Annotated in this window: 14 protein-coding genes and 1 tRNA gene; 1 reads left to right on the forward strand and 14 read right to left on the reverse strand. The window is 67.3% G+C overall.

Going from position 1 to position 11,921, the window contains the following annotated elements:
• Positions 1-89 precede the first annotated feature (89 nt).
• The 11 genes from RH90_RS00980 to RH90_RS01030 all read right to left on the reverse strand — a co-directional run bounded on the left by RH90_RS00980 (position 90) and on the right by RH90_RS01030 (position 8,917).
• Entirely contained in the window at positions 90-836 is a 747-nt protein-coding gene (locus tag RH90_RS00980; protein WP_442852466.1) for an SDR family NAD(P)-dependent oxidoreductase, read from the reverse strand.
• 34 nt (positions 837-870) lie between these two features.
• Positions 871-946: transfer RNA gene (locus tag RH90_RS00985), tRNA-Phe, on the reverse strand.
• A 30-nt stretch (positions 947-976) separates the two neighbouring features.
• A complete protein-coding gene (locus RH90_RS00990) occupies positions 977-1,165 on the reverse strand; it encodes a DNA gyrase inhibitor YacG (protein WP_010183320.1) in 189 nt (62 codons plus the stop codon).
• On the reverse strand, positions 1,165-2,121 hold the full coding sequence (locus RH90_RS00995; protein ID WP_010183321.1) for a hypothetical protein: 957 nt from the start codon (positions 2,119-2,121) through the stop codon (positions 1,165-1,167). The genes RH90_RS00990 and RH90_RS00995 overlap by 1 nt, the downstream gene beginning before the upstream one ends.
• Entirely contained in the window at positions 2,114-2,716 is a 603-nt protein-coding gene (locus RH90_RS01000) for a Maf family protein (protein WP_010183322.1), read from the reverse strand. The genes RH90_RS00995 and RH90_RS01000 overlap by 8 nt, the downstream gene beginning before the upstream one ends.
• Before the next feature lie 13 nt (positions 2,717-2,729).
• The gene (infA, locus tag RH90_RS01005) at positions 2,730-2,948 is read right to left on the reverse strand and encodes a translation initiation factor IF-1 (RefSeq protein WP_010162480.1); all 219 of its coding nucleotides are present in this window, start codon (positions 2,946-2,948) and stop codon (positions 2,730-2,732) included.
• Between the two features lie 469 nt (positions 2,949-3,417).
• Positions 3,418-3,735: a DCL family protein gene (locus RH90_RS01010; protein WP_010183323.1), complete on the reverse strand. Its 318-nt coding sequence runs from the start codon at positions 3,733-3,735 to the stop codon at positions 3,418-3,420.
• A gap of 10 nt (positions 3,736-3,745) precedes the next feature.
• The gene (locus RH90_RS23245) at positions 3,746-4,723 is read right to left on the reverse strand and encodes a hypothetical protein (protein ID WP_157134491.1); all 978 of its coding nucleotides are present in this window, start codon (positions 4,721-4,723) and stop codon (positions 3,746-3,748) included.
• A 182-nt stretch (positions 4,724-4,905) separates the two neighbouring features.
• Entirely contained in the window at positions 4,906-5,370 is a 465-nt protein-coding gene (locus tag RH90_RS01020) for a hypothetical protein (RefSeq protein WP_010183325.1), read from the reverse strand.
• Positions 5,371-5,619: 249 nt separating this feature from the next.
• Positions 5,620-7,776: a sodium-translocating pyrophosphatase gene (locus RH90_RS01025; protein ID WP_010183326.1), complete on the reverse strand. Its 2,157-nt coding sequence runs from the start codon at positions 7,774-7,776 to the stop codon at positions 5,620-5,622.
• A 112-nt stretch (positions 7,777-7,888) separates the two neighbouring features.
• Entirely contained in the window at positions 7,889-8,917 is a 1,029-nt protein-coding gene (locus RH90_RS01030; RefSeq protein ID WP_010183328.1) for a thiamine-phosphate kinase, read from the reverse strand.
• A 100-nt stretch (positions 8,918-9,017) separates the two neighbouring features.
• Between RH90_RS01030 and RH90_RS24565 the strand changes: the two genes are divergently transcribed.
• Positions 9,018-9,674: a methyl-accepting chemotaxis protein gene (locus tag RH90_RS24565; RefSeq protein ID WP_010183329.1), complete on the forward strand. Its 657-nt coding sequence runs from the start codon at positions 9,018-9,020 to the stop codon at positions 9,672-9,674.
• Between the two features lie 29 nt (positions 9,675-9,703).
• Here RH90_RS24565 and RH90_RS22385 read toward each other — a convergent pair whose 3' ends face one another.
• The 3 genes from RH90_RS22385 to hisD form a co-directional block, all read right to left on the reverse strand.
• On the reverse strand, positions 9,704-9,880 hold the full coding sequence (locus RH90_RS22385; RefSeq protein ID WP_010183330.1) for a DUF4169 family protein: 177 nt from the start codon (positions 9,878-9,880) through the stop codon (positions 9,704-9,706).
• Between the two features lie 2 nt (positions 9,881-9,882).
• Entirely contained in the window at positions 9,883-10,353 is a 471-nt protein-coding gene (gene nusB / locus RH90_RS01040) for a transcription antitermination factor NusB (protein ID WP_029624935.1), read from the reverse strand.
• Positions 10,354-10,597: 244 nt separating this feature from the next.
• Positions 10,598-11,884 (reverse strand): histidinol dehydrogenase, encoded by a 1,287-nt coding sequence (hisD, locus tag RH90_RS01045; RefSeq protein WP_010183334.1) that lies wholly within the window; start codon positions 11,882-11,884, stop codon positions 10,598-10,600.
• Positions 11,885-11,921 lie beyond the last annotated feature (37 nt).

Consider the following 11,921-nt stretch of genomic DNA (forward strand, 5'->3'; position numbering starts at 1 on the left):
GATGGACCCGCGCCTTGTGGCGTACAGCCCCCTAAAATCCCGTTACGCGTGGGATAGGGGAGTATGGCGCGTGCGCCGCGTAACGCAAGTTACCCTTGACGCGCCACCGCGAAGCCCGCGAACGACTGGTTGACCGGCATCAGTTCGAGCGTGTTGATGTTGAGATGCGGCGGCAGCTCGGCGACCCACAGTAGCGTCGCGGCGATATCGTCGCCCGTCATCGGGTTGGCACCGGCGTAGAGCGTGTCGGACGCCGCCTGGTTGCCGCCGGTGCGCACCACGGTGAATTCGGTCTCGACCATGCCCGGCTCGATCGAGGTGACGCGCACGCCGGTGCCGTGGAGATCGGCGCGCAGGCCCAGGCTGAACTGGCGGACGAACGCCTTGGTCCCGCCATAGACGTTGCCGCCGGCGTAAGGGTAGGTCGCCGCGACCGACGACAGGTTGAGGATCGCGCCCTTGCGCGCGACGAGGCCGGGCAGCAGCGTCCGCGTCACCGCGACCAGCGCCGAGACGTTGGTGTCGATCATCGTCTGCCAGTCGTCGAGCTGCGCGTCCTGCGCAGGCGCGGTGCCGAGCGCGAGGCCGGCGTTGTTGATCAGCGCGTCGATTGCGGCGAATTCGGCCGGCAGGCCGGCGATCGCGGCTTCCATCGCGGCGCGGTCGCGAATGTCGAAGGCGAGCGTGTGGAGCGCGTCCCCGAGCGAATCGGCCAGCGCCTTCAGGCGATCGGCACGACGCCCGGTGGTGACGACGCGCCAGCCGGCGGCGGCGAACGCACGGACCGCGGCCTCGCCGATGCCCGAGGTTCCGCCCGTGATGAAGACCGTACGCATCGTCATCACCAGTTCTCCGACGCTGTCAGGATAATGGTGCCCGAGGGCGGATTCGAACCACCGACACTGCGATTTTCAGTCGCATGCTCTACCAACTGAGCTACTCGGGCACATCCGGATCGCTCCGGGGAAGCGGCCTCTTAGTCGCGGTCTTGGGGCGTGTCTAGCCCGTCTTCGTCATCTTCGCCCGGCGAACCGCGCACGGGGATCGCATACCCCTCGCCGAGCCACTGCAGCAGGTCGCGGTCGCGGCAGCCTTGCGAGCAGAAGGGCGAGAAGGCCGCGACGGGCGGTTTGCCGCAGAGCGGACAGGGTTTGGAACGCGCCATCATGCCACCTCGAAGACCGGGGTGACGCCGGTACGCCGGGCAAGCTCGGCGATCCAGTGCGGATTGGCGGCGAGCACCTTTTGTACGCGCGCCGAGACCCGATGCTGCGTCGGGACCGGCGGCGGGGTGCGCTCGATTCGGCGGAGCAGCGCGCGTGCCTCGGCAGCGGCGGGGTCGGCGCGGAGCAGCTCGGGGAGCGACACGCGGGCACGGCGGCGGACGATCTGGACGAAGCCGAAGCCGTTCATCGCGGTGCGTTCGAACGGTTGCGGCAGGCCGGCGTCGAGCATGGCGTCGACCGCGCCGCGCGCGGCCTTGCCGGTAAGCGTCGGGAAGTCGACGCCGATCGATCCGCCGATGTCGAAGCGTATGATCGCGGCGGCGACGGCGCGGGCGGCGGCGAGCGCGAGCGGCTCGAGCGGGGGATGGCCGTCAACGTCGAACAGCGTCATCGCAGGCGTCGGGCTCATCCGCAACGCGCCGCCGGTGGGGCCGGCAAAGACGATGTCGCCGGTCTGCGCTTCCTCCAGCACTTCCGACCAGCCGGCGGCCTCGAAATGGTCGGGCTCGTGCGCATGGCAGGTCCGCACGCCCACGCCGCTCGCCTCGATCCGCTCGTACAGGCTCGGCCCGGCGCGTTCCGGCCCCTCGGCGGGGGCGCAGCGCGGCAGCTTGGTGCGCCGGCCCTCGGGGATCGCCTCGCGCACCAGCTCGACCAGCAGCGCCGACCCTTGCGTGATGCCGGGCGGGAGCGGCGCGAGCATCGCCTCGCCGCCGGCGAAGCTCACGCGGCCTTCGCGGCCCTTGACCGTGATCTCGACCAGCCGGGCGGGCAGCACCGCGCCGATCCGCGGGCCAGCTTGCTCAAGCTCGATCCGCGCCTCGATGATCGCGCCGCCCTCGACCAGAATCGCGCGCGCCTCGCCGATCCCGCCCTCATAGAGCCATTCAGCCAAGCGCCAGCCCCGATGCCAGCAACAGCGCGCGCGTCTCGAACAGCGGCAGCCCGACGACGCCCGAATGCGACCCCGACAGGAAGCGCACGAACGCCTCGGCGCGGCCCTGGATGGCATAGCCGCCGGCCTTGCCGAGCCCCTCGCCGCTCGCGACATAGCCAGCGATCTCGGCGGCGGAGAGCGGCTTGAACGCGACGATCGTGTCCGACAGCCGGCTACGCAGCGTGCCGTCGGCGGCGATCACGCACACCGCGCTCAGGCAATGGTGCCGCCGGCCCGAGAGCAGGCCGAGCATCGTGCCGACGCTCGCCGCGTCCTCCGCCTTGCCGAGGATGCGGCGGCCGAGCGCGATCGTCGTGTCGCCGGCGAGCACGATCTCGCCGGGGGCACGCTCGACCGCGAGCGCCTTGGCGCGCGCGATGCGCTCGACATAGCGGCGCGGCGGCTCGGCCGGGAGCGGCGATTCGTCGATATCGGGCGCGGCGATTCGCGCCGGCGTCACGCCGAGCCGCGCGAGCAGATCGGCGCGGCGCGGCGAGGAGGAGGCCAATATGAGCGGCGGCGTCACCGCCGCAGCGACGAGCGCTGCGCTCATCGCCGGACCCGGCTCACTTGAAGCGATAGGTGATCCGCCCCTTGGTCAGATCGTACGGCGTCAGCTCGACCAGCACCTCGTCGCCGACGAGCACGCGGATGCGGTTCTTGCGCATCTTGCCGGCGGTGTGACCGAGGATTTCGTGATCGTTCTCAAGCTTCACGCGGAACATGGCGTTGGGCAGAAGCTCCACCACCTGGCCGCGCATTTCGAGCAGTTCTTCTTTTGCCAAACAAACCTCTGAGGATGTGGGTGATCTTGTGCGGAGTTCGCGAAGCGCGGCGCATAGCCGAACACGCCCGAAAAGGAAAGCCGTGCGACGAACCGTGCAGTGGTTGACTCGATTGACCCCTGGAGCTGGTGTTATCGGGGTCGATCGTTTCCGTTTGTGTGATGATCGCGCGCGGGCGCGCGGCCGGGGGATGCGGTTGGCGGGCTGACCTTGAGAAAGAGCGGCGCTTTGGGGCGCGAGTCGGGTGGGAGGATGACAAAAAAGGCGCGTGTAGGACAGCGGTTTTTGCGGGGGCGATCAGGCCGCGCGGCGCAGCGTATAGGGATCGCGATCGCCGGCATGACGAATTAAAGTGGTGGGCGTAGCGGCCATGCGCCGCTCTGCGTTAAGACCCTGCCCATAGGTCATCGCGACCTGAGACTTGGTCACCTCGGCGACGCCGCGCGGATGTTCGAGCGGAGCGGCGAATTCAGTCGTACGGCTTCTTTTCCAAGCAATGCTGATATGAGATATCAATCCGGCTGCCGTCCTCCCGTGTGATCCAGAAGCACCGCTGACCCGAGTAGGGTTCTGGCGCGCTGTCTACGGAAAAATAAGCGACCCCGGTCCCTCGCTTTTTATCTGCTTCGTCATGCCTTTTTAAGAGGGCGTGCAGGTGCATCTCATCTTCGTCTGAGACCCGATCTCCAAGCTTGTAGCGCTGAAGCAGGCCACTAAAAAATAGGGTTGCGTCCCCGGCTTTTGCAAAGGTTTGCGTATCAAGAGCGATCGATCGTGCCTTGCCCATCTTATGTGTCCTAGCTTTTCGGTCCGCCAATTTGCGGCGGAACTAAGGTGGAGATTGCTAATTGGGCTACAGACGGCGGAAGCTCGCCCTTTTTAACTTTGGTATTGAGATATCCAGAAAATTTCCCGCCCTCAAGATAAACGTCCTGCAGCCATTGGCGAAAGTAGCCGAGGGAGGCTAGAGGGTAGCACCATGACTCGTGCGGATTTGCCTTTGATTGCGGATGACTGTCTGGATAGTCATGCCAGTCCTTTTTTCGTTCGAATTCCGTGCAGAGGCCGCTGCTCTCCCAGTATGTGGACCAGTGCGACCCAATAGATATATCGACTACGAACTTTTCGCCGATATCTGCGCCAGATATTATCAACTCATATATGATCGTATGAGCTTCATTGAAGACATGGAAAAAACCCTTGGGTGCTGCCTTTGAGTTGAGCGCGATACGGTCATGCCATTTCTTAAACCGATCCATCCCGGAAGGGTCGTACCCGACCTGACTATAGATCATGTCGCGAAGCTTTGAACCAGCGAGCAGCCGATAATTTGCACGAGCCTGCTCTTGAATATTTGGGCCCGCGTCGAAAGCATAATATTCGAGGACCGCTAAGCTTATCTCGGCAGGGTAGCAAAAATGCGTTCTTCCGGCATGGAAGATTTCGACATGGGCTTGCACGGCCGTGTAGCCAGCCTGCTCAAGAATACCTTTGATCTTCTTGACCCGAGGCTTCGGATCGATGTCGTTCCATTGCGAACTGATGGTGCCGATATGCGCGTTCTCAACCCCACACAAAACCGCAAGCCCACGTTGGTTCAGATATGGCGTGCCATCTGACAGCACTCCCATTCCAACCTCGCCGAAATCACCACTTTTGGTAATTTCTAAACCCAGATCCCCCTGTGACGGGCTGATTTCCATTTTGCCGGACTTTGGAGCTAAGATGCTGATCCTGCTAGCATTTGTACTGATTTCCTTGGGAGGATTCACCACGCACTATCGCCTAAATATTTAGCGGGTAAGGCTAACAGATTGTTTAACCGTGTCGAGCGTAATTAAAAATATGATATTCTTATAATATATCATGCAGGTACTTTAGGTTGTTCCAGATTTCGCCAATAGCTTATGGGCGCATCTAGGCCGAGACTTTCAGCGAAATGTTCGAAGGATGTTGCTCACGCGCCCCGCAGAAACGGCAGCACGCGCTCGTAATCCGCGCGCGCGCCGCGGCCGTGTTGGGCGTGGTAGCCGTTGCTGGTCAGCACGTAATCGCCGACGATCGCCGCCTGCTGCTCGATGTTGAAGCGCGTGAACGGGCGGTTGGTGTCGGCGAGGTCGCCGTAATTGTAGCGGCCGGCGGCGAGCGTGCCGCGCAGGCGGACCCACATGCCGCTCTGATGCTGCCAGACATGCGTCAGCTCGTGGAGGATCCAGGCGAGATCGGGGACGGTGGTCGAGAAGTCGGGTTTGAAGCTCGGTCGCGGGAAATAGATGTGGCCGTTGGGGGCCATCGCGACGTTCCGCGGCTGGAAGGGGAGGTAGCGGCGGGCGTGGACCTTGATGCCGTCATAGGCGATCGCCGGGCCGAACAGGGCTTGCGCGTGGTCGAGCTCGCCGGGGGATAGGGGGCGGTGGGGCATTTGAGGTGGGTAGCGGGTTTTGGGGTGCGGGGGAAATCTGGGGGCGCTTCGCCCCCCCCAACCGTCACCCCGGCCTTGTGCCGGGGTCTACCGCGGTGCGCACGCAACGCGCGTTGCTCGCGTGGGACGTTGGGCCCCGGCACAAGGCCGGGGTGACGAAGGGGGAAGAAGGGGCGTCGTGGCGAAGCCACGCCGTCGGTCGGGGGCGTCGGGCGCCCCCGCCGGCCGGTCGCGCTTGCTGAGCTTTGCTCAGCCTGTGCTCGCAGCCAAGGCTGCGAGCAGCAGCAGCGCGACAATGTTGGTAATCTTAATCATCGGATTAACCGCCGGCCCCGCCGTATCCTTGTACGGATCCCCCACGGTATCCCCCGTCACCGCCGCCTTGTGCGCCTCCGAGCCCTTGCCGCCATAATGCCCGTCCTCGATATATTTCTTGGCATTGTCCCACGCGCCGCCGCCCGATGTCATCGAGATCGCGACGAACAGCCCCGAGACGATCACCCCGAGCAGCATCGCGCCGAGCGCCGCGAAGCCCTCGGCCTGGCCCGCGACGGCGCGGATCACGAAGAAGACGAGGATCGGCGAGAGCACCGGGAGCAGCGACGGCACGATCATCTCCTTGATCGCCGCCTTGGTGACGAGATCGACCGTGCGCGCATAGTTCGGTCGGCTGGTGCCCGCCATGATCCCGGGATTCTCGCGGAACTGGTGGCGCACTTCCTCGACGACCGCGCCCGCCGCGCGGCCGACCGCGGTCATTCCCATCGCGCCGAACAGATAGGGGAGCAGCGCGCCGAGCAGCAGCCCGACGATCACGTACGGGTTCGACAGCGCGAAATTGACCGTGAGATCGGGGAAATCGCGCGCCAGGTCCGAGGTGTAGGCGTTGAACAGCACGAGCGCGGCAAGCGCCGCCGAGCCGATCGCATAGCCCTTGGTCACCGCCTTGGTGGTGTTGCCAACCGCGTCGAGCGCATCGGTGCGGTGGCGGACGTCGTCGGGCAGCCCCGCCATCTCGGCGATCCCACCGGCATTGTCGGTCACCGGCCCGTAGGCGTCCAGAGCGACGACCATCCCGGCCTGGGCAAGCATCGCGGTCGCGGCAAAGGCGATGCCGATCACGCCCGCCAGCTGATACGCCGCGATCACCGCGACGACGATGACGAGCGTCGGCAGCGCAGTCGATTCGAGGCTGATCGCGAGGCCCTGGATGACGTTGGTGCCGTGGCCGGTCTGCGACGCCTTGGCGATGCTGCGGACGGGTCTGAAGTTGGTGCCGGTGTAATATTCGGTGATCCACACCAGCAGCCCGGTGACCGCGAGCCCGACCATCATCGACCAGAACAGCTCCCAGCCGGTGAAGGTCGCCGCCGCGACGCCGGATGCTGCGACCTGCGTGCCGCCGTCGAGAAAGGCGTTGCCGCCGATCACCGCGCTCATGTCGCCGAGCACATAGCGCGTGACGAGGTAGATCGCGGGAATGGAGAGCAGGATGCTGACCCAGAACCCCTTGTAGAGCGCGCCCATGATCGACTGGCCGCGCCCGAGCCGGACGAAATAGGTGCCGATGATCGAGGTCAGGATGCACACCCCGCCGACGATCAGCGGGAGCGTCATCACCTGGAGCAGCGCATCGGCCTGGCGCAGCGCGAGCGCGACCGAGATCATCGTCACGCCGATCGTGACGACATAGGTCTCGAACAGATCGGCCGCCATGCCGGCGCAATCGCCGACATTGTCGCCGACGTTATCGGCGATGGTGGCGGGGTTGCGCGGGTCGTCCTCGGGGATACCGGCCTCGACCTTGCCGACGAGATCGGCGCCGACATCGGCCGCCTTGGTGAAGATCCCACCGCCGAGGCGCGCGAAGATCGAGATGAGCGAGGCGCCGAACGCGAGCGCGGTGAGCGCCTTCACTACGACCGGCGCGCCGGCATCGGCGCCGTTCGGGCCGGCAAGGAACCAGAAGGTGCCCGAGATCGCGAGCAGGCCGAGCCCTGCCACGAGCAGGCCGGTGACCGCGCCCGAGCGGAACGCCATCGTCAGGCCGCCTTGCAGCGAGGTCCGCGCGGCTTCGGCGGTGCGGACGTTGGCGCGCACCGAGATGTTCATCCCGACATAGCCCGCGACGCCCGACAGCACCGCGCCGAGCGCGAAGCTCACCGCCGAGACGGGGGTGCGCATCCCGTCGAGGAAGACCCACACCAAAGCGAGGACGATCACCCCGACGATCGCGATCGTGCGGTATTGCCGGCCGAGATAGGCCTTGGCGCCTTCCTGGATCGCGGCGGCGATGTCCTGCATCTTGGCGTTGCCCGCGGGCGCTCGGAGGACCTGGGCGGAGGTGAGGAGGCCGTAGGCTACGGCAATCACGCCACAGATGATGGCGGCATAGACGATCGTCATGCGTGTCCTTTCCCATGGATGTACGGTGGGACGGTACGCGACGGCGGCCCCCACGCTTGGCCGGCAGACTAGCGCGGCGGCGGGGCTTGGCAAGCGGTGTGGTTCGAGGGGGTTAGCCCGCGTGCTGATAGCCGAGCGCGGCGGGAAGCGGCAGCGGCGCGCCGGCGTCGTGCAGCGTGAGGCCCACGCCCGACGCGAACACGCCGATCCGCGTCGCGGGGGCGGCGGGGGTGTCGTCCGGGGGGAGCGCGAAGAGCAATTGATAATCGTCGCCCGCGGTCGCGGCAGCCAGGCGCGCGGTGCGGGTGTCGCCGGCGTGGTTCCGGTACGCCTCCGACAGCGGAACGCGCGCAAGGTCGATCGCCACCGCAAGGCCGCTTGCCGCCGCCATGCGCTGCGCGTCGATCAGCAGGCCGTCGGACACGTCCATCATCGCATGGACCTGGCGGGCGAGCGCCTGGCCCGCGGCGAGTTGCGGCTGCGGGCGGCGATAGGCGGCGAGCAGGTCGGCCGGGCCGGGCTGACCCTGCGCGATCGCGAGGCCGGCGCCGGCATCGCCGATCGTGCCGGTGACCCAGAGCGCATCGCCGGCCTGCGCGCCGCTGCGAGTCGGCGCGTGCGCGCTGTCGCCGAGCGCGGTGAGGCTGATAACGCGGGGGGCGTGCGGGGGGAGCGAAACGGTATCGCCGCCGAGGATCGGCGCGGCGAAGGTGGCGAGCGCTTCGGCGAGGCCGGCGAGGAAGGCGGTGTCCCAGTCTTCGGCGCTCCCCGGCGAAGGCCGGGGCCCAGAGGCGCTGGCGTTGCTGGTCGGGCGTTGTCCTTCGCCGTCCGCCGCGCACGACTGGGCCCCGGCGTTCGCCGGGGTGGTGGTGGCGGTGGAAGAGGGCGCCGGCCGCAGCGGATAGTTGAGCATCACCCCGACCGGCACCGCGCCCTTCGCCGCCAGATCCGACAGATTGGTCGCGACCAGTTTCCAGGCGACATCCCCCGCAGGGTCGCTGGCGAGATAATGCACGCCTTCGACCAGCGTATCGCTGGTCAGCACGAGCCGCCCGAGCCGCGCCGCATCGTCGCGCAAGCCCAGCGCGCCGGGATGCAGCGGCAGCGCGCGCAACGCGGCGAGGAAGTCGGCTTCGGTCATCGGGTGGGTCTAGCAAGGCGCACCGCCCGTGTCTGCCGCGCGGGCATATTGTTAATCTAAGTTAGTTATGTAGACTTGCCATAACGGGAGAGGGCGATCGATGGCGGATGACGAGAGCGGACCCGGCGACGCCTTCTGCCGCGCCGCCTGGGCGGCGGTGTGCGGATCGCAGGCGGTCATCGAGTTCGATCCCGCAGGCGTCGTCACCTGGGCGAACGCCGAGTTCCTGCGCCTCGTCGGCTATGAGGCTGCCCAGCTGATCGGCCAGCATCATCGCATGCTGTGCTCGCCCGACTATGTCGCGACGCCCGAATATGCCGATTTCTGGCACCGGCTGCGCGCGGGGGCGTTCGACCGCGGCGTCTATCCGCGGCGCCGCGGCGACGGCTCGAAGATCTGGCTGCAGGCGACCTACAGCCCGTTGTTCTTCGAAGGCGCGGTCCATCGCATCCTCAAGATCGCCACCGACGTGACCCCCAAGGTGCGGCTCGAACGCGCGCTCGCGCAGCGCGAGGCGGCGTTGCGATCGACCGTCACCGATCTCAGCGATATCGTCCAGACGATCTCGACGATCGCCGGGCAGACCAATCTGCTCGCGCTCAACGCGACGATCGAGGCGGCACGCGCGGGCGATGCCGGACGCGGCTTCGCGGTCGTCGCGGGCGAGGTCAAGCGACTGGCGAGCGACACGCGCGCCGCGACCGACCGCGCATCGCGGATGGTCGAGCAGAATGCGATCCTGCGCGACGCCGACTGAGCGGGGATCGCGTCGGCACCATTCCGGGCTCAGTCCTCGCGCTTCGCCCCGTCGAGCGTCCGCGCGTGGCGCGCCGACTCGATGGCGGCGGCGTCGCGCTCGTCCTTGCTGCGGCCAAACGCGGCGCGGTTGGCGGCAGCGGTCGTCTCGGCCGCGTCCCGCGCGCGCGCCTTGCGTGCGCGGCGGAGGTTGACGACCTCGCCCATGGTCAGGCGCGGACGTCTTTGGCGATGCCGTCGAGCAGGCCGTTGACGAAACCCGCCTCGCGCTTGTCGAAAAAGGCGTGCGCGACGTCGACATATTCGCTGATGACGGTGCCGACGGGCACGTCGGCGCGCGCGAGCAGCTCGTAGGTGCCGGCGCGGAGGATCGCGCGCATCGCCTTGTCGAGCCGCGCGAGGTTCCAGCCCTTGGCAAGCTTGGCGGCGATCGTCGTGTCGATCTCGGCGAGGCGGGCTTCGGTGCCCTTCACCACGTCGTCGAAGAAATCGACCTCGGGTTCGGCATATTCGGCGTCCTCGATCGTCGCGCCGAGGCGGTGATTGTGGAACTCGTTGAGCAGCTGCGCGACCGGCGTTGCTTCCATGTCGTGCTGGTAGAGCGCCTGGACGGCGGCGAGACGGGCGGCGGCGCGCGCTTTGGAGCGGGCGGCGGTGCGGGGTGTGGCGTGGGAGGACATGCGGCGCGCCTTAGGGGAAAAAGCGCGGAACGGGAAGATTGGTGTGTGGGGGGCGTCGGACCAAGCGCGCCCCTCCCCTTCAGGGGAGGGGATGGGGGTGGGGGGTGTCTCGCAGAGACTGGCGCGCGCGTTCGCGGCACGGCCCCACCCCAACCCATTGTCGGGTGAAGGATGCCCCGCATCCTTCAGGCCATGCCGGGGGCATGGCCGACCCGACAATCCTGAAGGGGAGGGGCTTTGTGCCTCAATCCAGCCGCAGCGCCACCGATCTGGCGTGGGCGGGGAGGCCTTCGGCTTCGGCGAGCGCTACCGCTGCCGGGCCGATGGCGGCGAGGCCTTGCGGACCGAGTTGAAGGAAGCTCGTCCGCTTCATGAAATCGAGCACCGACAACCCGCTGGCGAAGCGCGCGCGTCGCCCCGTCGGCAGCACGTGGTTCGGCCCGGCGACATAATCGCCGATCGCCTCGGGCGTGTGGCGACCCAGGAACACCGAACCCGCATGGCGGACCTTGTCGAACAGCGCCTGCGGATCGTCGCATGCCAGTTCGAGATGCTCGGCGGCGAGGCGATCGACCAGCGGCAGGGCCTCCTCGAGCGTGCGCACGACGATGATCGCGCCGTTCGCGTCCCACGCCGCACGCGCGACCTTCGACGTGGCGAGTGTCTCGATCTGGGCGTCCACCTCGGCGGCGACGGCGTCGGCGAATTCAGCCGAGTCGGTGAACAGGATCGACTGGCTGGTCGGGTCGTGCTCGGACTGCGAGAGCAGGTCGGCGGCGATCCAGTCGGCGCGGTTCTCGCCGTCGGCGACGACGACGATCTCCGAGGGACCCGCCACCATGTCGATGCCGACGACGCCGTAGAGCTGGCGCTTGGCCTCGGCGACCCAGGCGTTGCCGGGGCCGGTGATGACGTCGACCGGGCGGAGGCGGTCGGTGCCATAGGCAAGCGCGGCGATCGCCTGCGCGCCGCCGATCCGCCACAGCTCGTCGACGCCGACGATGTGCGCGGCGGCGAGGACGAGCGGGTTGACCTCGCCGTCGGGGGTCGGGGTGACCATGACGATGCGATCGACGCCGGCGACCTTGGCGGGGATCGCGTTCATCAGCACCGAGGACGGGTACGCCGCGCGGCCGCCGGGGATGTAGATGCCGGCATGCTCGATCGCGTTCCAGCGCGCGCCGGTGCGGATGCCGTTGGCGTCGGTGCTGTCGGTGCCCTGCGGCTTCTGCTTCTCGTGATAGGTGGCGATGCGTTCTGCCGCGAGTTCGAGCGCGGCGCGGAGATCGGGGGCTAGGCCGTCGTACGCGGCGCGCCATTCGCTGGGGTCGATCTGCCAGCCGGTGGTGTCGAGATCGTGGCGGTCGAAGCTCTTGGTGTAGGCGTGGACGGCGGCGTCGCCTTCGTCACGGACGCGCGCGATGATCGCGCGGACGTCGCGCGCGACGTCGGCATCGGCTTCGCGGCGGGCGTTGACGAGCGCGGTGAAGTCGGCGGCGAAGGTGGGGGCGGTGGTGGTGAGGCGGATCATGACGCGCTCCCCTCCCGCTTGCGGGAGGGGCTGGGGG

Source organism: Sphingomonas sp. PAMC 26605 (assembly GCF_000241485.1).
In the GTDB taxonomy this organism is placed as follows: domain Bacteria; phylum Pseudomonadota; class Alphaproteobacteria; order Sphingomonadales; family Sphingomonadaceae; genus Sphingomonas.

Coding starts and splice junctions, on each gene's coding strand:
- RH90_RS01000 (WP_010183322.1), bottom strand. CDS start 2,716: ATGAGCGCAGCGCTCGTCGCTGCGGCGGTGACGCCGCCGCTCATATTG.
- RH90_RS01030 (WP_010183328.1), bottom strand. CDS start 8,917: ATGACCGAAGCCGACTTCCTCGCCGCGTTGCGCGCGCTGCCGCTGCAT.
- nusB (WP_029624935.1), bottom strand. CDS start 10,353: ATGTCCTCCCACGCCACACCCCGCACCGCCGCCCGCTCCAAAGCGCGC.
- RH90_RS24565 (WP_010183329.1), top strand. CDS start 9,018: ATGGCGGATGACGAGAGCGGACCCGGCGACGCCTTCTGCCGCGCCGCC.
- RH90_RS00980 (WP_442852466.1), bottom strand. CDS start 836: ATGCGTACGGTCTTCATCACGGGCGGAACCTCGGGCATCGGCGAGGCC.
- RH90_RS01010 (WP_010183323.1), bottom strand. CDS start 3,735: ATGGGCAAGGCACGATCGATCGCTCTTGATACGCAAACCTTTGCAAAA.
- RH90_RS01025 (WP_010183326.1), bottom strand. CDS start 7,776: ATGACGATCGTCTATGCCGCCATCATCTGTGGCGTGATTGCCGTAGCC.
- RH90_RS22385 (WP_010183330.1), bottom strand. CDS start 9,880: ATGGGCGAGGTCGTCAACCTCCGCCGCGCACGCAAGGCGCGCGCGCGG.
- RH90_RS01020 (WP_010183325.1), bottom strand. CDS start 5,370: ATGCCCCACCGCCCCCTATCCCCCGGCGAGCTCGACCACGCGCAAGCC.
- RH90_RS00990 (WP_010183320.1), bottom strand. CDS start 1,165: ATGGCGCGTTCCAAACCCTGTCCGCTCTGCGGCAAACCGCCCGTCGCG.
- hisD (WP_010183334.1), bottom strand. CDS start 11,884: ATGATCCGCCTCACCACCACCGCCCCCACCTTCGCCGCCGACTTCACC.